29 protein-coding genes are annotated in these 25,972 nt (G+C 60.9%); all 29 read left to right on the top strand.

The genetic code is table 11. The annotated features are described in order from the left end of the window. Positions 1-86: 86 nt before the first annotated feature. Positions 87-1,241, top strand: coding sequence for an ADP-forming succinate--CoA ligase subunit beta (gene sucC, locus ASH01S_RS00605; protein WP_067921845.1), 1,155 nt, complete (start codon positions 87-89; stop codon positions 1,239-1,241). 12 nt (positions 1,242-1,253) lie between these two features. After that, on the top strand, positions 1,254-2,159 hold the full coding sequence (sucD, locus tag ASH01S_RS00600) for a succinate--CoA ligase subunit alpha (protein ID WP_067921841.1): 906 nt from the start codon (positions 1,254-1,256) through the stop codon (positions 2,157-2,159). Between the two features lie 243 nt (positions 2,160-2,402). After that, entirely contained in the window at positions 2,403-3,500 is a 1,098-nt protein-coding gene (gene dprA / locus ASH01S_RS00595) for a DNA-processing protein DprA (protein WP_157066914.1), read from the top strand. 164 nt (positions 3,501-3,664) lie between these two features. Beyond that, the gene (topA, locus tag ASH01S_RS00590) at positions 3,665-5,797 is read left to right on the top strand and encodes a type I DNA topoisomerase (protein ID WP_067921836.1); all 2,133 of its coding nucleotides are present in this window, start codon (positions 3,665-3,667) and stop codon (positions 5,795-5,797) included. A 6-nt stretch (positions 5,798-5,803) separates the two neighbouring features. Further along, positions 5,804-7,111: a methylenetetrahydrofolate--tRNA-(uracil(54)-C(5))-methyltransferase (FADH(2)-oxidizing) TrmFO gene (trmFO, locus tag ASH01S_RS00585; protein ID WP_157066913.1), complete on the top strand. Its 1,308-nt coding sequence runs from the start codon at positions 5,804-5,806 to the stop codon at positions 7,109-7,111. Positions 7,112-7,116: 5 nt separating this feature from the next. Next, complete coding sequence (gene xerC, locus ASH01S_RS00580; protein ID WP_281178166.1) at positions 7,117-8,034, top strand: tyrosine recombinase XerC; 918 nt, start codon at positions 7,117-7,119, stop codon at positions 8,032-8,034. A gap of 3 nt (positions 8,035-8,037) precedes the next feature. Further along, on the top strand, positions 8,038-8,589 hold the full coding sequence (gene hslV, locus ASH01S_RS00575) for an ATP-dependent protease subunit HslV (protein ID WP_067921832.1): 552 nt from the start codon (positions 8,038-8,040) through the stop codon (positions 8,587-8,589). Between the two features lie 17 nt (positions 8,590-8,606). Beyond that, complete coding sequence (gene hslU / locus ASH01S_RS00570; RefSeq protein WP_067921830.1) at positions 8,607-9,995, top strand: ATP-dependent protease ATPase subunit HslU; 1,389 nt, start codon at positions 8,607-8,609, stop codon at positions 9,993-9,995. Positions 9,996-10,173: 178 nt separating this feature from the next. Beyond that, positions 10,174-10,557 carry a flagellar basal body rod protein FlgB gene (flgB, locus tag ASH01S_RS00565; RefSeq protein ID WP_067921822.1) on the top strand — a complete coding sequence of 128 codons (384 nt, stop codon included), beginning with the start codon at positions 10,174-10,176 and terminating at the stop codon, positions 10,555-10,557. A 6-nt stretch (positions 10,558-10,563) separates the two neighbouring features. Further along, positions 10,564-10,998, top strand: coding sequence for a flagellar basal body rod protein FlgC (gene flgC / locus ASH01S_RS00560; protein ID WP_083516687.1), 435 nt, complete (start codon positions 10,564-10,566; stop codon positions 10,996-10,998). Positions 10,999-11,035: 37 nt separating this feature from the next. Further along, positions 11,036-11,335 (top strand): flagellar hook-basal body complex protein FliE, encoded by a 300-nt coding sequence (gene fliE / locus ASH01S_RS00555; RefSeq protein WP_067921819.1) that lies wholly within the window; start codon positions 11,036-11,038, stop codon positions 11,333-11,335. A gap of 240 nt (positions 11,336-11,575) precedes the next feature. Then, complete coding sequence (gene fliF, locus ASH01S_RS00550; RefSeq protein WP_245628871.1) at positions 11,576-13,108, top strand: flagellar basal-body MS-ring/collar protein FliF; 1,533 nt, start codon at positions 11,576-11,578, stop codon at positions 13,106-13,108. 21 nt (positions 13,109-13,129) lie between these two features. Then, complete coding sequence (gene fliG, locus ASH01S_RS00545; protein WP_067921813.1) at positions 13,130-14,143, top strand: flagellar motor switch protein FliG; 1,014 nt, start codon at positions 13,130-13,132, stop codon at positions 14,141-14,143. 1 nt (position 14,144) lies between these two features. Next, positions 14,145-14,918 carry a FliH/SctL family protein gene (locus tag ASH01S_RS00540; RefSeq protein WP_245628874.1) on the top strand — a complete coding sequence of 258 codons (774 nt, stop codon included), beginning with the start codon at positions 14,145-14,147 and terminating at the stop codon, positions 14,916-14,918. Further along, positions 14,911-16,224, top strand: coding sequence for a FliI/YscN family ATPase (locus ASH01S_RS00535; protein ID WP_067921807.1), 1,314 nt, complete (start codon positions 14,911-14,913; stop codon positions 16,222-16,224). Before ASH01S_RS00540 ends, ASH01S_RS00535 begins: the two co-directional genes overlap by 8 nt. Beyond that, the gene (locus ASH01S_RS00530; protein WP_067921805.1) at positions 16,221-16,661 is read left to right on the top strand and encodes a flagellar FliJ family protein; all 441 of its coding nucleotides are present in this window, start codon (positions 16,221-16,223) and stop codon (positions 16,659-16,661) included. The genes ASH01S_RS00535 and ASH01S_RS00530 overlap by 4 nt, the downstream gene beginning before the upstream one ends. Continuing rightward, on the top strand, positions 16,654-17,385 hold the full coding sequence (locus ASH01S_RS00525; RefSeq protein ID WP_067921803.1) for a MotE family protein: 732 nt from the start codon (positions 16,654-16,656) through the stop codon (positions 17,383-17,385). Before ASH01S_RS00530 ends, ASH01S_RS00525 begins: the two co-directional genes overlap by 8 nt. A gap of 28 nt (positions 17,386-17,413) precedes the next feature. Further along, positions 17,414-18,850 carry a flagellar hook-length control protein FliK gene (locus ASH01S_RS00520; protein ID WP_157066911.1) on the top strand — a complete coding sequence of 479 codons (1,437 nt, stop codon included), beginning with the start codon at positions 17,414-17,416 and terminating at the stop codon, positions 18,848-18,850. Positions 18,851-18,884: 34 nt separating this feature from the next. Beyond that, entirely contained in the window at positions 18,885-19,280 is a 396-nt protein-coding gene (locus ASH01S_RS00515) for a flagellar hook capping FlgD N-terminal domain-containing protein (RefSeq protein WP_067921799.1), read from the top strand. Positions 19,281-19,342: 62 nt separating this feature from the next. Next, positions 19,343-20,158: a flagellar hook-basal body complex protein gene (locus ASH01S_RS00510; protein ID WP_067921796.1), complete on the top strand. Its 816-nt coding sequence runs from the start codon at positions 19,343-19,345 to the stop codon at positions 20,156-20,158. Between the two features lie 68 nt (positions 20,159-20,226). Further along, a complete protein-coding gene (locus ASH01S_RS00505) occupies positions 20,227-20,442 on the top strand; it encodes a flagellar FlbD family protein (protein WP_067921793.1) in 216 nt (71 codons plus the stop codon). A 5-nt stretch (positions 20,443-20,447) separates the two neighbouring features. Beyond that, positions 20,448-20,873, top strand: a complete 426-nt coding sequence (locus ASH01S_RS00500; protein WP_083516685.1) for a flagellar basal body-associated FliL family protein — start codon at positions 20,448-20,450, stop codon at positions 20,871-20,873. A 15-nt stretch (positions 20,874-20,888) separates the two neighbouring features. Next, a complete protein-coding gene (gene fliM / locus ASH01S_RS00495; RefSeq protein ID WP_067921788.1) occupies positions 20,889-21,911 on the top strand; it encodes a flagellar motor switch protein FliM in 1,023 nt (340 codons plus the stop codon). Continuing rightward, positions 21,874-23,079, top strand: coding sequence for a flagellar motor switch phosphatase FliY (fliY, locus tag ASH01S_RS00490; RefSeq protein WP_067921786.1), 1,206 nt, complete (start codon positions 21,874-21,876; stop codon positions 23,077-23,079). Before fliM ends, fliY begins: the two co-directional genes overlap by 38 nt. A gap of 14 nt (positions 23,080-23,093) precedes the next feature. Beyond that, positions 23,094-23,456: a response regulator gene (locus tag ASH01S_RS00485; protein ID WP_067921783.1), complete on the top strand. Its 363-nt coding sequence runs from the start codon at positions 23,094-23,096 to the stop codon at positions 23,454-23,456. A gap of 17 nt (positions 23,457-23,473) precedes the next feature. Further along, positions 23,474-24,115, top strand: coding sequence for a flagellar biosynthetic protein FliO (locus ASH01S_RS00480; protein ID WP_067921780.1), 642 nt, complete (start codon positions 23,474-23,476; stop codon positions 24,113-24,115). Next, complete coding sequence (gene fliP, locus ASH01S_RS00475) at positions 24,112-24,891, top strand: flagellar type III secretion system pore protein FliP (protein WP_067921778.1); 780 nt, start codon at positions 24,112-24,114, stop codon at positions 24,889-24,891. Before ASH01S_RS00480 ends, fliP begins: the two co-directional genes overlap by 4 nt. A 24-nt stretch (positions 24,892-24,915) precedes the next feature. Further along, positions 24,916-25,185, top strand: coding sequence for a flagellar biosynthesis protein FliQ (fliQ, locus tag ASH01S_RS00470; protein WP_067921776.1), 270 nt, complete (start codon positions 24,916-24,918; stop codon positions 25,183-25,185). Position 25,186: 1 nt separating this feature from the next. Further along, positions 25,187-25,969 (top strand): flagellar biosynthetic protein FliR, encoded by a 783-nt coding sequence (locus ASH01S_RS00465; protein ID WP_067921774.1) that lies wholly within the window; start codon positions 25,187-25,189, stop codon positions 25,967-25,969. The last annotated feature ends 3 nt before the right edge of the window (positions 25,970-25,972 follow it).

Below are 25,972 nucleotides of genomic sequence, written 5' to 3'. Positions count from 1 at the left end.
TTATCCTATATAAGGATTGTCCCCGATGGCCCCGGGGATCATGGGATGCCCGCGCCGTATGGGCGTGGCGAGAAAGGAGTCGGCGCATGAACATTCACGAATACCAGGCGAAGTCTGTGCTCGCGCAGTACGGCGTCGCGGTGCCGCAAGGCCATGTCGCTTTCACGGTCGAGGAAGCTGTGGAGCATGCCAAACAGCTGGGCGGAAAGGCTGTCGTTAAGGCGCAGATCCATGCGGGCGGCCGCGGGAAAGCCGGCGGAGTGAAGGTTTCCAAGTCGCTTGCGGAGGTCGAGGCGAACGCCCGTGAACTGCTCGGCAAGACGCTGGTGACACATCAAACTGGCCCGCAGGGCAAGGTCGTCAAGCGTTTGTTGATTGAACAGCTCTCCAATATCCAAAAGGAATACTACATAGGCTTGGTTGTGGACCGCGCCAGCGGCAGGGTTGTCATGATGGCATCGGCTGAGGGCGGCATGGAGATCGAGGAGGTGGCCGCCAAGACGCCGGAAAAGATTTTCAAGGAAACGATAGATCCGGCCGTGGGCCTGTTGCCCTACCAGGCGCGCAACCTCGCGTTTGCGATTCAGATTCCGGACGCCCTGGTCAACAAGGCGGTCAAATTCATGACCGGTTTGTACGCGTGTTTTGTAGACAAAGACTGCTCTGTCGCCGAAATCAACCCGCTCGTCGTCACCGCGGAAGGCAACGTGATGGCCCTGGATGCCAAGTTGAACTTCGATGATAACGCGTTGTACCGCCACCCCGACATTCTCGAATTGCGCGATCTGGATGAAGAAGACCCGAAGGAGATTGAAGCCTCGAAGTTTGGCCTCAATTATATCGCGCTCGACGGAAACATCGGGTGCATGGTCAACGGCGCCGGCCTGGCGATGGCGACCATGGACACCATCAAATACTACGGCGGGGAGCCGGCCAACTTCTTGGATATCGGCGGCGGCGCCAACGAGGAGAAGGTTACCGCGGCGTTCAAGCTCATCCTGTCCGATCCGAACGTCAAAGGCATTCTGGTCAACATTTTCGGCGGAATTCAGCAGTGCGACGTGGTGGCCACCGGGGTCGTCGCGGCGGCGCGGCAGATTGGACTGGACAAGCCGCTCGTCGTGCGCTTGGAGGGCACCAACGTCGAGAAAGGGAAGGAAATCCTGAACCAGTCCGGACTCAATATTGTTGCGGCAGACTCGCTGGCGGACGCCGCTCAGCGTATCGTCGCCTTGGTATAGGGGGATTCTGCGATGAGTATTTTGGTCGGCAAGGAGACGCGCGTCATCACGCAGGGAATCACCGGCAAACAGGGCCTGTTTCATACAAAACAAGCGATTGAATACGGAACGAAGGTCGTGGGCGGCACCACGCCGGGCAAAGGCGGAACGACCGTGGAGGGTGTGCCGGTGTTCAACACGGTGCGCGAGGCGGTCGAGCAGACGGGGGCGAACGCGTCGGTCATCTACGTCCCGCCCGCCTTCGCGGCGGATGCCATCATGGAGGCGGTCGACGCCGAATTGGACTTGGTCATCTGCATCACCGAAGGCATTCCGGTTCTGGATATGGTCAAGGTCAAGCGGTTCATGGAGGGCCGGCACACCCGGCTCATCGGCCCCAACTGCCCGGGCGTGATCACTCCCGGCGCCTGTAAGATCGGCATTATGCCTGGCTACATTCACGTCCCGGGCAAAGTCGGCGTCGTCTCCCGCAGCGGCACCCTCACCTACGAGGCCGTCTACCAGTTGACCGTGCGCGGCATCGGCCAGTCGACCGCGGTCGGCATCGGTGGCGACCCGGTCAAGGGAACGGAATTCATAGACGTGCTGAAGATGTTCAATGATGATCCGGACACGGAAGCGGTCATCATGATCGGCGAAATCGGCGGGACCGCGGAAGAACAGGCGGCCGAGTGGATTCGCGATCACATGACCAAGCCGGTGGTCGGCTTCATCGCCGGCGCCACGGCGCCTCCGGGACGCCGCATGGGGCACGCTGGCGCCATCATTTCCGGCGGCAGCGGCACGGCCGCTTCCAAGATCAAGAAGCTTGAGGAATGCGGGATCCGCGTGGCGCCCACGCCTTCCGACATGGGGGCGACCATGGAGCAGTACCTAAAGGATCGCGGGCTGCTCGAGGCCTGCCGCACCGCCCGCTGAAGCCAGCACTCACTGGGTGAGTGGACATCACCACAACATCAGAGGAAAGTCGCTGAGCAGGCGGCCCTGGTCCATGCCAGGGCCGCTTTCCATTGTATGTGGCATTCCTCCGGTTCCCAAGCAACAGGCCGCCTGCCTGGGCGCTGACTACCTACGGTAGACGTCTGTTCCTATCCGTCATCGACGTCTGGAGAGACATCCATCACAATAGGGCCAAAACCTGCGAGATGGGGGAATACCGTGGTGGAGGATGAAAAGGCCTGTTCCATCGCCCTCGCCATGTGCAGAGGATTGGAGAGGACGAGCCTGCTGCGCTTGGTCGAGGCGCTCGGGAGTGCGACCAGGGTTTGGGAGGCAGACCCGAGGGACTGGACGGAAGCCGTGCGCCTTCAACCGGCCACCGTGCGGACGTTGGAGGATTGGCGCCGCCGAGCGCGACCGTTTCACCTCGAGACCCAACTGGCGGAGCGAGGGGTCCATTGCCTCGTCCGCGGCCTGCCGGACTACCCCAAGTCCCTGTTGCATCTGACCTATCCGCCGCTGTGTCTGTTTGTCAGCGGCCAGCTTTCGGCGTTGAAAAGGCTCAGTGTGGGCGTGGTGGGTACGCGCCGGGCGTCGCCGTACGGATTGGAGGCGGCCCGCTGGACCGGGCAAGTGCTGGCGCAAGCTGGGTTTTGTGTTGTGTCCGGCATGGCTCTGGGCATCGATGCCGCGGCCCAGGAGGCTGCCCTCTCGGCTGGCGGGTGTACGGTGGCCGTGTTGGCTTCCGGCATCGACATCTGTTATCCTCCTTCCCATCGGACTTTGTACGAACACATCAAGCGGCACGGCCTGCTTGTCAGTGAATATTCCCCGGGAACGCCTGTGGCCCGTCATCGGTTTCCGGAACGCAATCGCACCTTGGCGGCCTTGTCCCACGTGGTTGTGGTCATTCAGGCCGGAGAACGCAGCGGCGCCTTGGGGACGGCCGACATGGCGCTGGAGTTGGGCAGGGACGTATACGCCGCTCCAGGGCCTATCACCTCCATCCACTGCCGCGGCTCCAATCGGCTGCTTCAGGACGGGGCGCGCCTGCTGATCGATCCGCATGACCTTGTCGCCGACCTGGGCGGTGCCTTGGACTCGGTCCACCGCGAGGCCCATCGCCCTCCGCAGCGGTGGCAGGCGTTGTACGAAGCGGCGCTGATGCACGCTTCCCCCGATCAATTGGCGGCCGGTCTGGGTTGGCCGTTGGCCAGAGTGTACGCAGGCCTGTTGGAGCTGGAAATAGGCGGCTGGCTGGAGCGCGCGCCAGGGGGCGGGTACCGGGCAGGAGCGGGTTTGCAATCAAAAAAGCGGTGATGCTATCATGGGTTGACACAGGTTTCTGAGAATGAATGGGTAGGAATACCTATTCATTGTGGAGCGTGGAGCCTCCACCGGACCCGGACGCATCAGGCATGGCCGATGCAGAGCGGAGGCGCGGGATAGCCATGAACGCTGGCCGGGATTGAGGGGGAAACAGATTGGCGGATTATTTGGTCATCGTGGAATCGCCGGCAAAGGCGAAGACCATTGGCAAATATCTGGGAAAACGCTACACGGTCAAGGCTTCGATGGGACACGTGCGAGACTTGCCCAAGAGTCAACTGGGCGTGGATATCGAGCATGACTTTGAGCCCAAATACATCACCATCCGCGGCAAGGGCGACGTCATCAAAGGACTGCGCGAGGCCGGGAAAAAGGCGAAACGCATCTTCCTGGCGGCTGACCCAGACCGCGAGGGTGAGGCGATAGCCTGGCACCTGGCCCACCTGCTGAATGTCGATCCGTCCGATTCATGTCGTGTGGTGTTTCACGAGATCACCAAGGACGCGGTCAAGGCGGCCTTTCAGCACCCGCGGCCGCTGGATTTGGACCTGGTCAAGGCGCAGCAGGCGCGCCGCATCTTGGACCGGTTGGTCGGTTATCAATTGAGTCCGCTCTTGTGGAAAAAGGTAAAAAAGGGTCTGTCAGCCGGTCGTGTCCAGTCTGTGGCGGTGCGGCTGATCGTCGACAGGGAGCGCGAGATTCGCGCCTTTCAACCGGAGGAGTATTGGACCGTTGACGCTCGTTTTAAGACTGACAAGGGGGCCTTTACAGCCCGTTTTCACGGATACGGAGAGGAGAAGACCACGCTGGCCAACCGAGCGGCGGTCGACGAGCTGCTCCAGGCCGTTGCCGATGAGTCGTTTGTGGTGGAGTCGGTGAAAAAGGCGGAGCGGCGTCGCAATCCGAGTCCTCCGTTTATCACCAGCAGTTTGCAGCAGGAGGCTGCGCGCAAACTGGGCTTTCGCGCTTACAAGACGATGGCGGTCGCCCAGCAACTGTACGAGGGCCTGGACGTCGGTGCCGGCGGCGCCGTGGGCCTTATCACGTATATGCGCACCGATTCTACACGTATTGCCGAATCGGCCCAGGCAGAGGCTCGCTCGTACCTGCGGGAGCGGTTCGGCGAGGAGTATGTACCCGACGCCCCACGCCAATATACCAGCAAGGGCGGGGCCCAGGATGCGCACGAAGCCATTCGGCCGACCTCCGCGGCACGCGATCCGGAGTCAGTCAAGCCCTTTCTCTCGCGTGACCAATACCGTTTGTACAAGTTGATTTGGGAACGGTTTATGGCCAGTCAGATGGCTTCCGCCCTGCTCGACACCACCACGGTGGATATTCGGGCGGGGCGGGCGCGGTTCCGGGCCAGCGGCTCGGTTGTGCGTTTCCCCGGTTTCATGGCCGTGTATACGGAAGGCCGCGACGATGCGGGGGCAGATGATGAGCAGACCCGCCTGCTGCCGCCCCTGGAACCGCATCAAGCCTTGGCGCGACCCGATCTCCAGCCGGAGCAGCACTTCACGCAACCGCCGCCGCGCTATTCAGAATCCAGTTTGGTGAAGGCCATGGAGGAGTTGGGCATTGGGCGGCCCAGCACCTATGCGCCGACCATCGATACCATCCTGAAGCGAGGCTATGTGGTGCTTGAGCAGAAACGGTTCCATCCGACCGAGTTGGGCGAGATTGTGGTCGACCTCTTGCTGCAGTACTTCCATGAGTTGATTGATGTCGACTTCACGGCAAATCTGGAGCAGGAACTGGACTTGGTCGAGGAAGGGAAAATTGATTGGGTCAGGCTGCTGGGCGAATTCTACGACTCCTTCGAGCAGCACCTGCAGCGGGCCGAGGACCTGCTCGACCAGGTGGAAATTGCCGACGAGGAATCGGACGTGATCTGTGAAAAGTGCGGCCGCAGGATGGTTTATAAGCACGGACGCTACGGCAAGTTTCTCGCTTGTCCGGGCTTTCCGGAGTGCCGCAACACCAAGCCCATCGTCAAGGAGGCCGGGGTCAATTGCCCTCAATGCGGCAAGCCTTTGGTCGAGCGCCGCGGTAAGCGGCGGGTTTTCTACGGCTGCAGCGGCTATCCGGATTGCGACTATGTGTTGTGGAACCGGCCGACCGGAGCTTTGTGCCCGGTGTGCGCTCATCCCATGGTCGAGAAGCGGATCAAGGGGGAAACCGTGGTCGTTTGCAGCAATGAGGCCGCTCACCCGGACGCCGAGGGGAGCGCGGCGGGTGTCCGGAAGGAACGTCCGGCAACGTCTGGGGCATATGCTAGGGGGTAGATGCGGATGCATGTCACCGTGATTGGCGCCGGATTAGCGGGCTCGGAGGCGGCCTGGCAGGCTGCCCGGCAAGGAGCCTCCGTGACCCTGTACGAAATGAGGCCGCTGGTTCAGACGCCGGCCCATCACACGTCCTGGTTTGCCGAGTTGGTGTGCACCAATTCTTTGCGGTCCAACGCTCTGACCAACGCGGTCGGATTGCTGAAAGAGGAGATGCGGAGGCTGGACTCTCTGATCATGCGGGCCGCCGACGCGAATGCCGTGCCCGCGGGCAGCGCTTTGGCCGTCGACAGGGAGGGGTTTGCCCAGGCGGTGACACGGGCGCTGGAGCAGCACCCACGCGTCACCGTGCGTCGGGAAGAGGTCCGCGACATCCCGACCGACGGAATTGTCGTGGTGGCAACTGGCCCTCTGACTTCGCCGGGGCTCTCAACCGCCATCGAGAGATTGGTCGGTGGCCGGCACCTGTACTTCTACGATGCGGCGTCGCCGATTGTGACCAGCGACTCGATTGACAGGGAGAAGGTGTTCGCCGCTTCCAGGTACGGCAAGGGGGAGGCGGCATACCTGAATTGCCCGTTGGACGAGAAGCAGTTTGAGGCTTTTTACGAGGCGCTGGTCACTGCCGAGACAGCCCCTCTACACGACTTTGAGGAAGAAAGATACTTCGAGGGTTGTATGCCGATAGAGGTGATGGCCAAGCGGGGCCCGAAAACTTTGCTGTTTGGACCGATGAAGCCCGTGGGTCTTGAGGATCCGCGCACTGGGCGGCGGCCCTATGCGGTTGTGCAGCTGCGCCAGGACAACGCGGCCGGTAATCTGTACAACATCGTCGGGTTTCAGACCCACCTGAAGTGGGGTGAGCAAAAGCGGGTGTTCCGGATGATTCCCGGACTGGAGCAGGCGGAATTCGTGCGATACGGGGTGATGCACCGCAACACCTACATGAACAGTCCCACTGTCCTCCTGCCGACGTATCAGACACGGGTACGCCCCACTCTGTTTTTCGCTGGACAGATGACGGGCGTCGAAGGGTATGTGGAATCGGCGGCTGCCGGCCTGATAGCTGGTCTCAACGCCGGACGACTGGCCGTCGGCCAAAGCGTTCTCACGCCGCCACGAACCACCGCCATCGGCAGTTTGGCTCACTATATTACGGAAGCTTCACCGGACAATTTTCAACCGATGAATGCCACGTTCGGCCTGTTTCCACCACTGAAAGAGACAGTTCGTGACAAATGCGAGCGCCATCAAAAACTGGCGGATCGAGCGCTGGCGGACTGGCAGCGCATGCTGGCCGGAATCGAGGTGTGACTTGGGTGTCCTGTTTGACTTCGTATGTGACGGAGTTCTTGACCCGCCTGCAGGATGAAAGGGGTGCCTCTGTACACACCGTGGTCGCGTATCGTCAAGACTTGCAGATCCTCCAGGACTTTCTGCGGGAGCGCCACAAGGACGCGCCCGGCCAGGTGACCCTGACCGACCTGCGCGCCCTGTTGGCGCAGGAGGTGCAGCGAGGCCTGGCCAAACGCACGTTGGCCAGGCGGTTGTCCTGTTATCGGCGTTTTTTTGACTTCCTGGAACGCGAAGGTGTGGTGACCGGAAATCCGGCTCGAGCGGTGCGATTGCCCAAGTTCCCGAAGCCGATTCCGGACTTCTATTATCAGGAAGAGGTCAAGGTTTTGTTGGATTCGATAGGACAGCAAGACATCTGGTCGGCACGCGACCGAGCGCTTTTAGAGTTGTTGTACGCCACCGGTGTCCGCGTGAGTGAATGCGTCGGACTGGATGTGGGGGATGTAGACCTTGCGCAGGGGATAGTCCGCGTGTTGGGCAAAGGGCGCAAAGAGCGGTACGTATTGATGGGTTCCTATGCCATCCAAGCGGTGCGTGTCTACCTATCGTTGCGCGGGCCCGAACTTTCGTCCAACTCACCCCTGTTCATCAACCGGCGCGGGGCTCGCTTGACTGACCGCAGCGTGCGCCGAATTCTCGGTAAGTGCATCGAACGTGTCGGCCGTTTGCACCATATCAGCCCGCACGCGCTGCGGCACAGCTTCGCCACCCATATGTTGGACGGCGGGGCTGACCTGCGCGCCGTCCAAGAGTTGCTGGGGCACGCCAGTCTGTCCTCCACGCAAATCTACACCCATACGACACGGGACCGGTTGGCGCGCGTCTATGACCGGGCGCATCCGCGGGCACGGCTCACGGATGGGGGAACAAAGGAGGAGTAACACATGTCGGACTTGCACGCGACGACTATATTTGCCGTCTTGCGCGACGGCCGCGGGGCGATGGCGGGCGATGGTCAGGTGACGCTAGGCAACACCATGATCATGAAGCAAAACGCCCGCAAGGTGCGGCGGCTGTATCAGGGACGCGTCATTGCCGGATTCGCTGGCTCCGTGGCCGATGCGTTCACGCTGTTTGAGAAGTTCGAGTCGCGGCTGGAAGAGTTTGACGGAAATCTGCAGCGGGCCGCCGTCGAGCTGGCGCGCGAATGGCGTTCCGACAAGGTGCTGCATAAGCTGGAGGCCATGCTCATCGTCATGAATGAGCAGCACCTGTTCATTCTCTCAGGCAGCGGCGAGGTGATTGAACCGGATGATGGCCTGTGCGCCATCGGTTCGGGCGGGGCCTATGCCCTGGCGGCCGGGCGTGCGTTGGTGCGTCACACCTCCATGGATGTGGCGGACATTGCCCGCGAGGCCTTGAAGATGGCGTCGGAGATCTGCGTCTACACGAATGATCATATTGTGGTCGAGGAACTAGGCACAGGACCTGCTTAAATTTTGGAGGCGGTAAGATGGCCTATCGGGAACTAACCCCGCGTCAGATTGTCGAAGAACTGGACCGATACATTGTCGGGCAGCAGGCGGCCAAACGCGCGGTGGCCGTGGCGCTGCGCAACCGGATGCGACGCGCGAAGCTGGCGCCCGAGCTGCAGGCGGAGGTCACGCCGAAAAACATTCTCATGATTGGTCCGACAGGCGTTGGCAAGACGGAGATTGCCCGCCGCTTGAGTCGCTTGGTTGGGGCTCCTTTTATCAAGGTGGAAGCGACCAAGTTCACCGAGGTGGGCTACGTCGGTCGTGATGTCGAATCCATGGTGCGCGATTTGGTGGAGACGGCCATTCGCATGGTGAAATCGGAACACATGGAACGGGTCAAAGACCAGGCTCGAGAACACGCTGACGAACGGATCGTTCAGGCATTGGTACCAGACCCGAGCGCGAAGCGAAGTATGCGCAATCCGTTCGAAATGTTGTTTGGCGCCAACCCCGGCGCATCCGGTGAGCAGGAGACACTTTCGGAGAGCGTCCGCAGCGAGCGACGGCGGGTTCGTCAGCAACTGCGCGACGGTCAGCTGGAGGACCAGGAGATTGAAATCGAGGTGGAGGAACAGGCGGCGCCGATGATGGGTTTTCTGCCCGGCATGGGCGCGGAGGGAATGGGCAATCTGCAGGAGATGTTGGGGAACTTGTTGCCCAAGCGGCTGCGCAAGCGGCGCCTGACCGTGCGCGAGGCGAGGCGCGTGCTGGAGCAGGAAGAGGCGCAGAAACTCATTGACATGGATGCGGTGACGGCCGAAGCGGTCCGGCGCGTCGAAAACCACGGGATCATTTTCATCGACGAGATGGATAAGATTGCGGGCCGGGAGCAAAACACGCGCGATGTTTCGCGCGAAGGTGTGCAGCGTGACATTCTGCCGATTGTCGAAGGCTCCACGGTGGTGACCAAATACGGGCCGGTATCGACGGATCACATTCTGTTCATTGCGGCTGGTGCGTTTCACATCTCCAAGCCCTCCGACCTGATTCCGGAACTGCAGGGGCGGTTCCCGATTCGCGTGGAGCTTACGAGCCTGACCGCGGATGATTTTGAAAGAATCCTGAAAGAACCGCAACACGCCTTGCTTAAGCAATATACCGCTCTGCTGGAAACGGAAGGGGTGAAGGTCCGCTTCACCGACGAGGCGATCCGTCGCATCGCTGAACTGGCCGTGCAGGTGAACAAGGAGACCGAGAACATCGGGGCGCGCCGTCTGCACACCCTGGTCGAGAAACTGCTGGAGGACTTGTCCTTCGAGGCTCCAGACGTACACCTGGAAGAGGTAGTCATTACGCCTGAATATGTCCAGGAGAAGTTGGAGGCCATTGTCGTGAACCGCGATCTCAGCCAATTCATTCTGTAGTCCTGTGGGCTAAATCAGGTTGGGCCACCGAAAGTTTGGTGGCTTTTTTTCATTCATGGGGAATCGTGTCGAAGTATGCAGGAATCTACCGCAGGGTGTCGAATTAGTAACCCTAGGAAAGTTGTTATGCCCACAGGAATCGTGCCCATGTTGTGGCAGAGGATGACGGGGTGAAAACATGACACTGGACACAGGGACGTTTCAACTTCTGCAAAATGCGTTAGCGGCGTCCGATTTGCGTCAGAGCGTATATGCCAACAACATCGCCAATGTGGATACACCTGGTTACAAGCGCCAGGATGTGTCTTTTGAATCGATGCTGCAGCAGCAGCTGGCGTCGACGGATGGCTCCGGTCTGACCACGGACGAGTTGAATCAGTTGGTGTCCGTGCAGCCGCAGTTGGTCACTGACACATCGACAGAGGTACAAAACAACGGCAACAATGTCGATGTGGATGCCGAGATGAGCGAATTGGCGGCGAATCAGATCCGTTACAACGCGCTCGTGCAGGATGTGGATCTTCGGATACTCCGCCTGCGCGAAGCGATTCAAGGGGGGTGATACCCGGTGTCGTGGCTAGGCGATTTAGCCATCAGCGCGTCCGGGTTGACTGCTGAACGTTTGCGCATGGATGTGATCGCCAACAACATCGCCAACGCGAATACGACGCGCACCCCGACGGGCGGTCCCTACCGTCGAGAGATGGTCGTGCTAGCGCCGCGGACCAATAGCTTTCAGGATGCGCTGTCGGCGGCGCAATCGGGAACGGAGTCGGATGCCGGCGTCCAGGTGGTCGGGATTGTACAGGACCCGAGCCCCTTTCGAGTTGTTTACGACCCAGGCAATCCGGACGCGGTCAATGGATACGTACAGATGCCCAATGTGGACGTTTCCACCGAGATGGTCGACATGGTTTCCGCGGCTCGCGCGTATCAGGCGAACGTGACGGCATTTGACGCCGCCAAACAGATGGAGACGGCTGCTATCTCCTTGGGCAAGTAAGCGGCGAGCAGCGGATTGTCATGGAGGAGGAAAGTCTATGGCTATCACAGGCGTGAACGGTGTGGCTTCGTCCGCATCGACTCTGACATCGTCAGCGAGTGCGCCCGCGAAGAGCACAATGTCGTTCAGCGATGTGTTGGGCAAAGCCTTGGATGACGTCAATGGTGTCTTGCAGCAGGCAGATCAGGCGGCGGTGTCGTATGCTGCCGGTGGGTCGACGACGATTGACCAATTGATGGTGGCGGAACAACAGGCTTCGCTTGCTCTGGATTTGGTTGTGCAGACTCGGGACCGGGTGATCAGCGCTTACCAATCGTTGATGAACATGCAGATGTGACTCTGACAACCTGTGGCGTCAGAGCAGATAGGTGTCCGTGAGGGAACACAACGTAGACAAGAGATACAAGGCATGAAAGAGAATCCACATGGGGACTGGCTCGGCGCCTGCGGATGGTCAAGTCAGACGCGCCGGACGCACCCGTGCCCGTACACGATGCGGCTGCCTGTCTACCACTTTTGTGTTGGGAAAAGGGGTTTTTCAAGTGTGTAAGTAGTCTGTGAGTAAGGGTGAACTGGTTTGAACGCATCGTTCGGCGGTTGGTGGCAACAACTGAGTTCGCGCTTGAGTTCGCGCTGGGGACGCTTGTCCGGTCGGCAAAAACGAAATCTGGTGATTGCCGCTGCTGCGTTGACTGCCTGCATCGCTGTGTCTGCATGGCTCGTGTCGAGACCTCACTATGTCACAATCATGAGCGGGCTGGACGATAAATCGCTCGGAGAAGTCCAGTCAAAGCTTGAAGACCTCAAAATTCCTTTCGAAATCAATGGCTCGTCGGTGCTGGTGCCTCAGCGTCAGGCCGATGAAGCCCGCATCCAGTTAGCGACTGCTGGTCTCCCAGACTCTGGATACATCGGCTACAGTTCGGTTTCGAATTCCTTTGGGATGACGGAAGACCAGTTTAACATACAAGTTTTGGATGCCCTCCAGCAAAGCTTGAACCACACAATTGAAAGCATCGATGGCGTGGAAAGTGCGCAAGTACATATTGTCATGCCGCAGGAACAGGTGTTTGTGTCGCAGCCCCAGGACACGGCCAAAGCCTCCGTGTTTGTGCAGTTGGGCACAGGGGTGCAGTTGTCCTCCGCCCAGGTGGCCGGAATCCAGCAGTTGGTTGCCCATTCCGTCAAGGGTCTGTCGGCAAGCAACGTCACGGTCGTTGATCAGAACGGTGTGAATTTATCCTCCGACTCGGAATCGACCACGGGATCCGTCACGGCGAGCACGGAATTGGCGCAACGGCAACAGCTGGAGCAGGATCTACAGCAAAAGTTAACTTCCGGGCTGGAGCAAATCGTCGGCCCAGGGAACGTGGTGGTGATGGTGCACGCGAATGTAACGTTTGATCGCGTGCAGAGCAAATCGCACGTGGTTCAACCAGTGCCAGGCCAGGATACCGGGCTGCCCTCCAGTCAACAGGTGGTGCGCAAGTCGGACAATTCACAAGGGACGGGCGCGGGCGGCGCTGCTGGACAATCATCGACGAATCCCGGACTGCCCACCTATGCTGGAAACGGGACAGGCAGCTCCACGTCCCAATCCACAGATGACGAAACCAACACCACGTACGATAACAGCTATACCGATACCACCACAGTGCATGACCCAGTACAGATCAACGGCTATGACGTGGGGGTCATGCTGAACTCGTCCAGTGCCAAGCTCCCACCGGCCGTCCTGAACCAGGTGAAGCAATTCGTCCGCAATGCGGTCGGTGCTTCCACGGGGACCAATGCGCAGAATTCGGTGTCGGTGATGAAGGTTCCATTCCAGACGCAGCCCGCTACGGCGGCCCCGGCTGCAGCGTGGCGTTGGTGGGTGGCCGCTGTTGCCGCCGCTGTGTTGCTGGCGGGAGGCGTGTTGCTGTGGTGGAGACGCCGCCAGAACGAGGAAGGGGCGGAGCCAGAGTCCGTCGACCTCCCGGCCGTCGAGGAGTCTTTGCCTGAGTCCTTAACGGATGAGGAACAAATCAAGCGCCAATTGGCGCGGCTGGCCCAGCAGCGGCCTGAGGAGTTTGCGAATCTGATCCGGACGTGGCTTGTCAGTGATTAGTCGTACAAGGGGGCGGGTGCGGTGCAGCGGCGCAGACGAGAATTGACAGGTAAACAAAAGGCCGCCATCCTGCTCATCAGCCTTGGCCCTGAAGTGGCAGCCCGAGTCTATCAACAGTTGTCGGAAGACGAGATTGAACAGTTGACCTATGAGATCTCCAATTTGCAACAGGTGGACACGGACCTGGAGGAGCGGGTGCTGCAGGAGTTTCACGACATTGCGGTGGCCAAAGATTACATATTGACCGGCGGCATCGAGTATGCTCGCGAAGTTTTGGAGCGGGCCCTCGGCCGGGATGAGGCCGAGCGGGTGTTTCACAAACTGACGTCCGCCTTGCAAGTTCGCCCGTTCCACCAGGTTCGCAGGGCCGATCCGCAGCAGTTGGCCACTTTTTTGCAGGATGAGCATCCGCAGACCATGGCGTTGGTGTTGTCTTATCTCGATCCGGATCAGGCCGCTTTGGTGATCTCCTCCCTGCCGCATGACCAACAGGCGGATGTGGCGAGGCGAATCGCCTTGATGAACAGCACATCTCCCGATGTCGTGGCTGAGGTTGAACAGGTGTTGGAGAACAAGCTGGCCATGATGACGAATGTGGATGCCCAGATGACGGGCGGCGTGGACTCGGTGGTGAAGATTTTGAACAATGTGGACCGGGGGACGGAGAAATCCATCCTGGAGACCCTGGCGATGCAGGATCCCGAGCTTGTCGACAACATCAAGCAGAGGATGTTCACTTTCGACGATATCGTGTATCTGGATGCCCGTTCCATTCAGCGGGTCATTCGCGATGTGGACCCGCGAGACCTGCAACTGGCGCTTAAAGTCGCCGGCGACCAGGTACGGGAGGTCATCTTCAACAACATGTCCAAGCGGATGGCCGAATCGTTTCAAGAGGAGATGGAGTACATGGGCCCCGTCCGCCTGCGCGATGTCGAGGATGCTCAACAGCGGATCGTCGCTCTGATCCGGAGACTGGAGGAGGCTGGCGAGATTATTGTCGCTCGCGCTGGGGGAGATGACATCATTGTCTAAGGTGTTAAAGCACACCACGCAGATCTGGCCCCCCGTCGAATCGGTCACCATTGAAGGCCCTGCGGTCGCGGTGGCCCAGGAGGCGGTCGACATCGAGGTTTCCGGGGCGGCCGCCAGCGAGGTGGCTGAACGGATGGGTCTGGAGGAGTCTCTGGCCCGGGCGCGTCAGCAGGCGGATGAGATCGTCTCCGAGGCTCAGCGTCACGCGCAGCGAGTGTTGGAGGACGCGCGGCGGACAGAGGAGCAAATTCACGCGCAGGCCCGAGAAGCGGGCTTTGCCGCCGGGTTTCAGCAGGGCTTGGAACAGGGAGAAGCAAAGGCGCGCGAAGCTTGGCTGGAGCGAATTGCGCAGGCCCAGGCCATAGTGGCCCAGGCGGAAACGCAGCGCGTGCGGCTCCTGCAGGCAGCCCGCCCGCTGCTGGTTGGCATCGCCATGGAGGCAGTGCGTGTCCTCCTGCGCCGTGAATTGACCCTTGCCCCGGCTCAGATTGAGGAGATAGTGCAGGAGTTGCTCGATTACGTGCTGGAAGGGAGCCACGTTGAGGTGCGCGTCCACCCGGACGACTTTCGGCAGGCGAACGAGGCTCAGCCTCGCTGGCGTCTGGGCAAGCCTGGGGATTGGGACATTGCCGTGGTTCCTGATCCGGACATCAGCCCCGGCGGCTGTGAGGTGCGATCCGAAGCTGGGCGCTTGGACGCGCGGATCGAGACGAAGCTGGAGCTGTTGGAACAGGTCCTCCCGCAACTTCTGGAGAGGGGGTCAGAGGATGGTTGAGACCGCCTCCTACGCTCCCATATTGCAGAGCATGCGTTGGTTCCGGCTGTATGGTCGGGTGGCCAAAGTCGCCGGCATGACTGTGGAATCCAAGGGACCCTACGCCAGCATCGGAGACATCTGCTCCATCCTGTCTCAGGATGGGAGGCAGTGTTTGGCGGAAGTGGTCGGATTCCGCGACGAACGGCTGCTGCTGATGCCGTTGGGGGAGCTGTCATCGATAGCGCCCGGTGCGGAAGTGTTGGCTCTTGGTGAGCGGTTGACGGTTCCGTGCGGCCCGGGACTGCTTGGGCGTGTGTTGGACGGCCTGGGCTATCCGATGGACGGTCTGGGTCCCATCCTGGATGCCCGGCCGCAGCCGCTGGACACGGCGCCGCCCAATCCGTTGGTGCGGCAACCCATCTTGAACCAGGTACAAACCGGCGTTCGCGTCATCGACGCGCTGCTGCCCGTCGGCCTCGGCCAGCGGATGGGGATTTTCGCCGGCAGCGGCGTGGGCAAGAGCACGCTGCTGGGGATGATAGCCCGCAACACCTCGGCGGATGTGAACGTCATCGCCCTGATTGGGGAACGCGGTAGGGAGGTGCGCGAATTCCTCGAGCGCGATTTGGGCGAACAAGGCAAGCAGCGCAGTACCGTCGTGGTCGCCACATCGGACCAGCCGGCCCTGATTCGGCTCAAGGCGGCATTTGCGGCGACCGCGATTGCGGAGTACTTCCGGGATCAAGGGTTGGCCGTCAACCTGATGATGGACTCTGTGACGCGTTTTGCCATGGCTCAGCGGGAAATTGGCCTGGCTGTCGGTGAACCGCCCACCAGCCGCGGCTATACGCCGTCGGTTTTCGCGCTCCTGCCGCGCTTGATGGAACGAGCGGGGGCAGGGGAGACCGGCAGCATCACGGCCTTTTACACCGTGTTGGTGGACGGGGACGACTTGACTGATCCGATTGCCGACGCGGTCCGCGGCATCCTGGATGGGCACATTGTCCTATCGCGGGATCTGGCGAATGCAGGGAGATTCCCGGCGGTGGACGTGCTGGCGAGCGTAAGCCGGCTGTTTTCCCGCCTGGCAGGCCCGGGTCACCGCCAAGCCGCCGTTCAGGTGCGGGCTTGGCTGCAGCGCTACAAAGAGGTCGAGGACTTGCTGCGGATAGGAGCTTATCAGTCCGGACTGGATAAGGAGACCGATGTGGCCATCTCGCGGATGCCTGAATTGCGCCGATTCCTTGAACAAGGCGAGGAGGAGTCCGCATCGGTCGAGGAGACGGTGGCGAGATTGTGCGAGTTGGCGGGGGTGAGGGAATGAATCGCAAGCTGCAGGTCCCAGAGCGGATGCGTCAAGTCAATATGCGCCTGGAAGAGATGAGGCTGCTCCGCCTGGCTCAGGCGGAGCGGCAGGCGGCGGCCGCTCGGCAAGAGTGGGACCAGGTGCGCGACGAGCGTCAACGGGCGCTGGCGGCGCGGCTGCGGGCGCCATTGGGGCGGGATTGGTGGCTGTGGCAGTTGTATGCCGAAGCGCTGCAAGTCGCCGGAAAACGGGTCGGCGAACGCGTGGAGGGACTGGAGGCGGCGGTGGAACAGGGGCGCCAGGAAGTACGAGCGGCTCACCAGGAGCAATTGCGATGGGACACGCTGCTGCGGCAACGCAGGGCCCAAATCGCCGTCGAGCGACAAAAGGTCGAGCAGCGGCAACTGGATGAAATCGGGCTGCAAATGCGGATGCGGGCCGGGGCGGGTGAATGAGGTGCAGGCAGGAAAGCCAAGGAGTCAAGGACGGGCAGCGGCTGCGCCAGCGCGCCAGAAGATGGAGTTGGAGGCCAACGATTCTGCCGGTCGGAAAGTGGCATGGTTCCTCCTGGTCATCGTGGTGCCGTTGTTGGCCGCCGCCATCATGGTCGCGGCGGCGCTGCAGTACCTCGGTTTTCCCGTCTGGCAGACCGTGCGCCAGGACCTACACCTGGGTTCTCAGACATCTGGGACATCCGCATCCAAGCAGGATCAGCTTTCGTACAAGCTGACCCAACAACAAAGCCGGTTGAGACAGTTGCGGCAGGAAAATGCCCAGCTTAAGGCCGAGCTGCAGTCCGAACAGCAGGCCAATCGACGGCTCGACTCCCAGCTGCAGGCGGCGCAGCGGAAATTGACGCAAGCCACCGCGTCCCAGGCCAAGGCACAAGCCGAGGCCAAGGTGCTAAAAGACATGGAGCCCCAAGCCGCGGCCAAAGTCCTGGATCAGATGTCCATCGATGAAGCTGCTCAGGTGGTGGCGGAGATGTCAGCGGCCGACTCGGGGGCCATCCTGGCCGAGATGGATGCCGCCCGGGCAAGCAAGATCCTCGCCAAGTCCGCCGCGGAAGGCGCCGCGAACGGATCGGCCAGCGGCGCGGGGACGGCGACGGGCGCGGCCGCCATGCCGGCGAATGCGACTGGCGGGCAGAGTGTAACAAACGGAAATCAGGTCGGCTGACACAGTCTGAAGGGAGGTGACAGGTGTGATGCACAGCTTCCCATTCTCGGGGCAGGCCCCGCGAGCGCCGGGTACGCCGCCCTCGGTGACAACCCTGGACACCGGGAAGCTGCGGTCAGCGTTGGCACCAAATGGGCAGCCCTCCCTCCGGGGGGCCTCGGGGCGACGCCGGGCAGGCTTCCATCAGGTCGAGTTGGGACCGACAAGTCGGCAGCAGACCGACCCGTCCCCGCAGGATTTTTCCGCCTGGCTGTTCCTGCTGACACAGACGGGGGCAGGCAACCCGAGCCGGGTTGAGGATGGCCTCGTGCACAAGTCCCCGGAGGGGACGAGCATCGGGCGGACGCAGGCCCGCGCAAGTCCGGAGAGCGCCGGCAGGACGGTGGGAGTCCACATTCAGACCGCAGCCGCGGAGCGCTTGTTAGACGTCGGCCCTGGGCACGGACGGATGGCTGGCGCTACCGACCCACATTCCTCGGGTGCGAAGACGGTGGCGCGGCCTGGCGGGGCGGCGCCTGAAGCCGGACCTTTGCTCTTTCGTGCCGCTGGACCTCAGAGGGAAACACCCGCGCCGGGTGTGCCGTCGGACACGTCTTCCAAGCGGGAGGATGCTCGGTCTGAGTCGCCTATGGGTCGCACGCAGGTGATTGGGCAACAATCTGCACAGTTCGTGGGTCAGCGGCATCCGGCCCAACAGGGCGGGACTGAAGGGGTACGTTCCCACGTTGATGCCTCTCAGGGGAACGTGACGTCAGCCCCCGGGGGCTCCGGCAAGGATACGACGGGGAAACCGACCCAGCGTCTGCATACCGACATGACTGCCGGGAACCAGTTGGCGCCGCGCTCGAAGGGCGCAGTCGGCCCGTCCAACCAATCCGCGGCCACGGAGGGACGTCCGTCAGCGGCAGGCTTCGCAGCGGCTCTGAGCGGGCAGCTGGATGCGCCTCCAACCGCATCCGAGCGGTCCGATGCTATTCCACCACAGATGGTGAGCCAGACTGTGGTTCAGCTTGATCACCCGCTCGCATCGCGACAGCTGGCCGAGGTGGTGCACAGACAGGTTGCCCAGGGTGCAGCCACCCTGGAGGTATCGGTTCACCCCGAGGGATTGGGTCCGTTGTCGGTGACCGTGTCCGAGACGGGTGGCGGCGTCGCCGTGCAGATTACGGCTGCCCATCCAGCCACCGTCAGCTGGTTGCACCAGCAATCGGCCGCGCTGACGCACGCCCTGCAGGACGCGGGTGTCCAGTTGTCCGGCCTGCAGGTGGGATTCGGCAGCAACAGTTCCAGCTCGGGCGCAGGTGGCGCCGGTGGGGGATCGGACCGGGAGCGCGAGCGTTCGGCCAAGTGGCGCACCGCCCCAGAAGTTACCGCCGCGCAGGGGCAGACGCTATCCGGCCCCGACGCCAGCGGACTCGGGGCCTGGATGAGCGGTCAATCCATCGGCTTTGTCGCGCGCGCCTAACCGGTAATCATCTTCACGGAGGAGGCGAGGACACATGTCGAGTCAGGTAACGGCGCCGGGAGGCAACCTGGACGAGAACGCGTTCTTGCAGATGATGGTGACCGAGATGCAGTACCAGGATCCGCTGGAACCGATGGACGATACACAGTTTCTCTCGCAGTTGGCACAGTTCACCGCGCTCGAGCAAATGACCAACGTGGCCCAGACGGATCAGTCGGTGCTCAGTACTTTGCAATCCCTGGCCGGTATCTATCAAGCATCTTATGCGCACCAGTTGCTTGGTTCCAATGTGGTCGTTACGGCGGATGACGGTAGCACCGTCTCCGGCGTGGTGACAGCCATTCGCTACGTCAACGGAAGTCCACAGTTGGTGGTCAATGGAACCAATTACGCGCTCAGCTCCCTTCAGCAGGTGAGCGATTCGGCTTGAAGAGGGACTCTGGTCACCGAGCGAGAAACGATACGGGCATTCCAAGCAGGGAGTGAGAAACAATGCTGCGTTCCATGTATTCGGCCATTTCCGGCATGCACGCGTTTCAAACCGACCTGGACGTCATCAGCAACAACATCGCCAATGTCGACACCCCTGGCTTCAAAGCCGGCCGTGCCGATTTCAGCGATATTCTCAGCCAAACCATCAACACCGGCAGCGCGCCAGTGGGCGGTCTGGGCGGGACGAATCCCCAACAGGTCGGCCTCGGCGTGAAAGTGGGCGCCATCGACACGCTGTTCACTCAGGGCGCTCCGGAGACGACCAACAATCCGACCGACCTGGCCATTCAGGGGAACGGGTTGTTCGTCGTCGACATGAACGGCAATCGGTATTACACGCGCGCGGGCAATTTTACGGTTGATGAAAATGGGTATCTCGTTTTGCCCAATGGGGCCAGGTTGATAGGCTATGACGCAGCGACAGGCAATTTGGTGGATCTCCGGGTGGATCCGGACCAGTACACCGACATCAGCATCGGCCTGGACGGCACAGTGACCGCAACGGACAAGACCACCAACACGCTGACCACAATTGGGCAGGTGGCATTGGCCATGTTCCCTAACCCGGCCGGGCTGGAGAAGGTGGGAGACACGATGTATCAAGTGGCTCCTAACTCTGGTACTCCTACTATTACACAGCCGGAGAGCAACGGCGCCGGTCTGATTCAATCGGGCGCGCTGGAGATGTCCAATGTGGACCTCACCCAGGAGTTCAGCAACATGATCATCGCCCAGCGCGGGTTTGACGCCAATTCGAAGGTCATCGGCACCGACAATGCGATTCTGAACGACATCGTCAACCTCAAGAACAGCTGATCCGGACGACCGCTGGTCCGGCGGGCGGCCAGGGGACTCCCGGCCGCCCGGAAGAGGGGGAACGTTGGGTGATTGAATTGACACGCCTCAACGGCAGCGCCGTGTGGTTGAACCCTCTGCTCATTGAATCGATTGAAAGCACGCCGGACTCGGTGGTGACGTTGTCGAACTCCCACAAGTATGTGGTCAGGGAGACGCCGGAGCAGATTCGGCAGGCGGTGGTGGAATTTCTGGCGGCCGCCGGTTGGATGAGTGGAATGCAACGAGGGAGTGGAGAGTTTTGAAGAGGATGCTGTTGGTAATGTCTGCCGCCATTGCAGCGATTGCCGTGTGCCTTGCCGTGGCGGTCGGCTGGTATAAATATTGGCGGCCGACGGCCACGGCAAAGCCGGACAACAAAACGTTGTCACCGGCCCAGCAACACGCATTGCTGGTTCAACTGCCGCAAACCACGACGAATTTGAAAGGGGACGGATTAGTTCAGTTCACCATCGCATTGCTACCGCAGGACGATACGACAAAGCAAGAGTTGTCCGATATGAAGCCGGCGCTTTTGGACCTTCTGAATGCGACGATGCGTCGGTTCACAGCCGCCCAACTGGCCACGGACACGGGGGTCAATCAGTTGAAACAGACCGTATTGGATAGGGTCAATCAGTTGCTCCCCGATGGGCGCGTGGAAAAGGTACTCATTCTTAACCTTGTGACGCAGTAGAAAGGGGCGGGCTCTGTGTCGGAAGTTCTGTCGCAAAGCGAAATTGACGCCTTGTTGTCGGCCCTTACCAGCGGTCAATTGAAGGCGGAGGAAATCCGCGAGGCGGCCGAGGAGAAATCGGTTCGCGTTTATGATTTCCGCCGGGCGATGCGGTTTTCCAAGGACCAGATGCGCATCATCGCGCGCATCCATGAACACTTCGCGCGCCTGTTGACCACGCAGCTGGCGGCGCAGCTGCGGATTATTGTCCAGATTCAGGTCGAATCGGTGGATCAGGTTCCCTACGAGGAGTTCATCCGGTCGGTTCCCGCACTGACGGTAATGGAAGTGATGGAGTTCACTCCGCTCACCGGCAAGGTGGTTGTGGAGATGAACCCGCAAGTGGTGTTCGCGCTCCTGGACCGGATGCTGGGGGGGACGCCGCAGGGACCGTATCGGGAACGGGAGCTGACGGAAATCGAACAAGGGCTCTTGGAGCGCGGGCTATCCGGCATGGGCAATTTCTTTGCCGAGGCTTGGCGGAGTGTGGCGGACCTGAATCCGCATCTGCTGACGTTTGAGAGCAATCCCCAGTTCCTGCAGTTGGCCACGCCCAACGAGACGGTGCTGGTGATCACGCTGAGTGCGCGCATAGGCGGGGTGTCGGGTCTGTGGAACATTTGCATTCCATACGTCACGGTGGAACCCTTGGTACCCAAGCTGACCACCCAGTACCTGTTTGACGCCGCAGTGGCGAAACAGGATGGCTCGTCAGGCCACGCCTTGGCGGGCCACATGCAAGCTGTGGACGTGGAGGTCACCGCTGAACTGGGTTCCGCCGACTTGACCCTGGAGGAACTGCTCGACATCAATGTCGACGACATGATCCCGTTGAACACCGGCATTCACGATCCGATCCGGGTGTTTGTGGACGGCGTGCCGATGTTCACGGCCAGGTTGGGCCGCTCCCGGGATAAGATGGCGGTGCAGGTTCTCAGCTTGTGGAAAGAGGTGTATGACGATGACGGACCACCAGAAGCTGTCGCAGGAGGAGATTGACGCCTTGTTGCAACAGGCGTCGACCGCCTCCACTGGCGACGGCGCGCCCGAGAGCGACTCCTTCTCCATCACTGGGGAAGACATGGACGTGCTTGGGGAAATCGGGAACATCAGCTTCGGTGCTGCCGCCACGTCGCTGTCAACGTTGTTGCAGCAGCGGGTGGAGATCACCACCCCGACGGTCAGTCTGTACCAGGCGGAAAACCTGCGCGGGGAGTTTCCTAAGCCGTTTGTCGTGGTTGGGGTGCAATACACAGAAGGCTTGACCGGGACCAACGTTTTGTTGGTGCAATTGGATGATGCGAAGACGATTGCCGATCTCATGCTGGGCGGCAACGGGGAGAACGTCCCGGATGAACTCAATGAACTGCACCTGTCCGCCGTCGCGGAAGCGATGAATCAGATGATGGGCGGTGCGGCGACGGCGATGTCCCAGATTTTCGGCAGGCCCATCAACATCTCTCCGCCTGAGGTGCAGTTTGTCGACCTTTCCAGCGAAGAGTGGCATTTCGGGGTCTCCGGTCCGATTGTCAACGTGTCGTTTCGCATGCGGGTGGGCACTTTGATTGATTCGACCATTATGCAGTGGCTGCCCTTGTCCTTCGCAAAGGAAATGGTCAATTTGGTAAGGTCGCCGGATGGTTCCTCCGATGCAGACGAAGGTGCGGCGGCGCCGACGGAGGGAGACGGTGGGCCAAGTTCCCCGGAATCCGTGGGTGCTGGCGGTGCCAGCGCACAGGGTGCAGCGCAAGCGGCCGCTGCGGCAGCGTCAGACCGCGGCGCCGAGGCGGAGACAGCGGCGGCCTACGCGGGTCCGCGACCCACGCAAGTGAATGCCCGGCCGGCTCGGGTGGTGCGCCCGGAATTTGTCGACCTGAGCGCGGAGACGGCTGTGCGTGAAGGAGAACCGCGCAACCTGGCATTGTTGCTTGATGTGCCCCTGCATGTGACGGTCGAATTGGGGCGCACGAAGAAGAAAATTGGTGATATCCTGAATTGGACGCAGGGTACCGTTGTGGAGCTGGACAAGCTGGCCGGGGAACCGGTGGATATCCTCGTCAACAATAAGCGCGTCGCAACCGGGGAAGTGGTTGTCATCGACGAGAACTTCGGCGTGCGCGTCACCGAGATCATCAGCCCGTCGGATCGGGTTAGAAAGTTGCAATGAGAGGTGGATGAATAGTGTCCAAGCGGATTTTGGTGGTAGACGATGCGGCGTTCATGCGGATGATGATCAAAGACATCCTGACCAAAAACGGCTATCAGGTGATCGGCGAGGCTGCGGACGGCAATGAGGCTGTGGACAAGTACCAGGAACTGCGGCCGGATTTGGTGACTCTCGATATCACCATGCCGGAATTGGACGGGATTGGCGCGTTGAAGAAGATCCGCGCGCTGGACCCGGGGGCGCGCGTCATCATGTGTTCGGCTATGGGGCAGCAGGCCATGGTGATCGATGCCATCCAGGCCGGCGCCCGCGACTTTGTGGTCAAGCCGTTTCAGGCGGATCGCGTCCTGGAAGCCGTGCAAAAGGCGTTGGCGTAAAGGTTGGAGGAAAAACGGTGAGTTGGAGACAACGGCTCCGAAACCTGTTCGGAGCGGCCACCTTGGGGTGGGCGGCGGGTGGCTGGCTGTCCGTGGCCTGGGCCAAGACCTCGACGGTGGATTCCGCCGTCGGCAACACGTGGCTGATGGGACTGCGGCTGTTGCTGGCCCTCGGGGTGATTCTCACTTTGGTCCTGCTCACGCTGCGTTGGCTCGGGCACAAGGGCGGAGTCCCCGCCAGAGGCGCCATTGAGGTACTGGCGGCGCGGCAGATCGCACCGGGCCGGTTTGTCCAGGTGATTCAGGTGGAGAACAGGCGTTATCTGATTGGTGTCGGGGAACAGGTCAGTCTCCTGGCGGATGTGACGGAAGACTATCCAGTCCCCGAGGGGACATGGGAGCGGTCAGATGCTGCGCCGACAGATTCTCCCGCTGCCGTGTTGGCGGCTGCGGTGCAAGCGGTGCGCGACAAACGTCTGCTGGACATCGCGCGCACCCAGGTGCCCACGGAGCGGCCAGAGGCGAACGAGAATTCCGCACCCGATAGGGCTATCCAAGAACACGGAACGAACGGCCACAAGGACGCGGCGATACACCCTTCGTTTTCGCACATTTTGACCAAAGAGTGGGCGCAACTTGGCGAGGAGGATTTCACATGACGCGCAGACGCCGTATCCTCGCGACCTTGCTGGGCACCGTGGTGGTGCTGCTCATCGGGGCGTTCCTGTGGGCGACGCCGGCGGAGGCGGCGGACTCGACGGTGCTGCCGGGCCTTCACCTGTCGGTGGGCAGCGGCAGCTCCCGCAATTCGGTGGAGACGACCCTGCAGATCGTTGTGCTGTTGACAGTCCTATCCCTGGCGCCGGCGATCTTGATTCTAATGACCTGCTTCACCCGCATCATCGTGGTGTTGTCGTTCACGCGCAACGCCTTGGCCTTGCAGCAGACGCCGCCCAACCAGGTGTTGATTGGTCTCGCGCTGTTCATCACGCTGTTCGTCATGCAGCCGACACTGTCCGCCGTCAATCAACACGCGCTGCAACCGTATTTGCATGGACAGATTTCGCAGTCAACGGCGCTGACGCGGGCGGAGGTCCCGTTCAAGGAGTTCATGGCCAAGCACACGCGCAACGCCGACCTGGACCTGTTTTTGCAGTATCGGCACATGACCCGCCCCAAATCCGTCGCGAAGATTCCCTTGTCGGCGCTGGTGCCGGCCTACACTATCAGTGAACTCAAGACGGCGTTTGAAATTGGGTTTATGATTTATCTCCCGTTTCTTGTCATTGATTTGGTGGTCTCCACCGTCCTGATGTCGATGGGGATGATGATGCTGCCGCCGGTGGTCATCTCCCTGCCGTTCAAGATCCTGTTGTTTGTCATGGTCGATGGCTGGAATCTCGTTGTGGGGTCGCTGCTGCACGGCTATACGTGATGCGGCCACTGGAGGGAGTGCGTGATGGACGCCAATTTTATCCTCGGCCTTGGTCAACAGGTGATTTGGCTGGTGGTCAAAGTCACCGCCCCGATTCTCCTGTTTGGTCTCGGCATCGGCTTGATTGTCAGTATTTTTCAGGCGACAACGCAGATCCAGGAGCAGACCCTGGCCTTTATTCCAAAGATTGCAGCGGTCATTGTGGCTCTGGTGCTGTTTGGCCCGTTCATGTTGACGAGCATGTTGGAGTTCACGCGGGGCATCCTGGGCAATCTGATGTCGTTTGTGAACTGACATGTGGACCTACGCCATCAGCCACTATCCGCTGGTCTTCCTAGTCATGGTGCGTGTGATCGCCTTTTTCGCAGCTTCGCCGCTGCTGTCGGTGCGCGCGTGGCCGGTCATCGCCAAGGTGGGGTTGGCAGGGCTTGTGGCGTTGTGGGTGGCGCCGCTCCAGCCGGCAAGCGCTGTCGATCCGTTTGCCAATCCGGGCGGTTACCTCCTGTTGGCGCTGAAAGAGGCGGTGGTCGGTCTGCTGCTGGGGTTTCTCGCCACCTTGGTGTTTTCCGTCATCTCCATGGCGGGACAGATGTTCGACGTGCAGGTGGGCTTCAACCTGGCCACCCTGCTGGATCAGGGACTGGCCACGGGCGCGCAGACGGCCATCGGCGGCATGTTCCTGCAGGTCCTGTTCAGCCTGTATTTTATTGCGGCGGACGGGTTGGACGGGATGACGCTGTGCATCTTGCAGAGCTACCGCTACGTGGGCGTCGGTGCCTTGTCCGCTCCGGCCCATCCGTGGTCCGTTCTTACCGAGGCCTTGTCGATGGCGATGGCCGTCGCGCTGGAAGTGGCAGCCCCCCTGTTTGCTGCGCTGCTGTTGACCGACATCACATTTGCCTTGCTGTCCCGCGCTGTGCCGCAGATGAACGTATTCGTGGTCGGGCTGCCCGTGAAACTGCTGGTGGGATTGGCGGTGATGGCCGCGGCCATGCCCGGGCTGGTGTACCTGTTTGGACGCGTGTTTTCCTGGTTGTTCTCGGAACTTGACACGACATTGCAGTGGCTGGGGGGATAGCGG

The organism is Alicyclobacillus shizuokensis NBRC 103103 (assembly GCF_001552255.1).
In the GTDB taxonomy this organism is placed as follows: Bacteria; Bacillota; Bacilli; order Alicyclobacillales; family Alicyclobacillaceae; genus Alicyclobacillus_G; species Alicyclobacillus_G shizuokensis.
The sequence above is the reverse complement of the archived record's forward strand: the minus strand, read 5'-3'. Positions and strand labels throughout refer to the sequence as shown.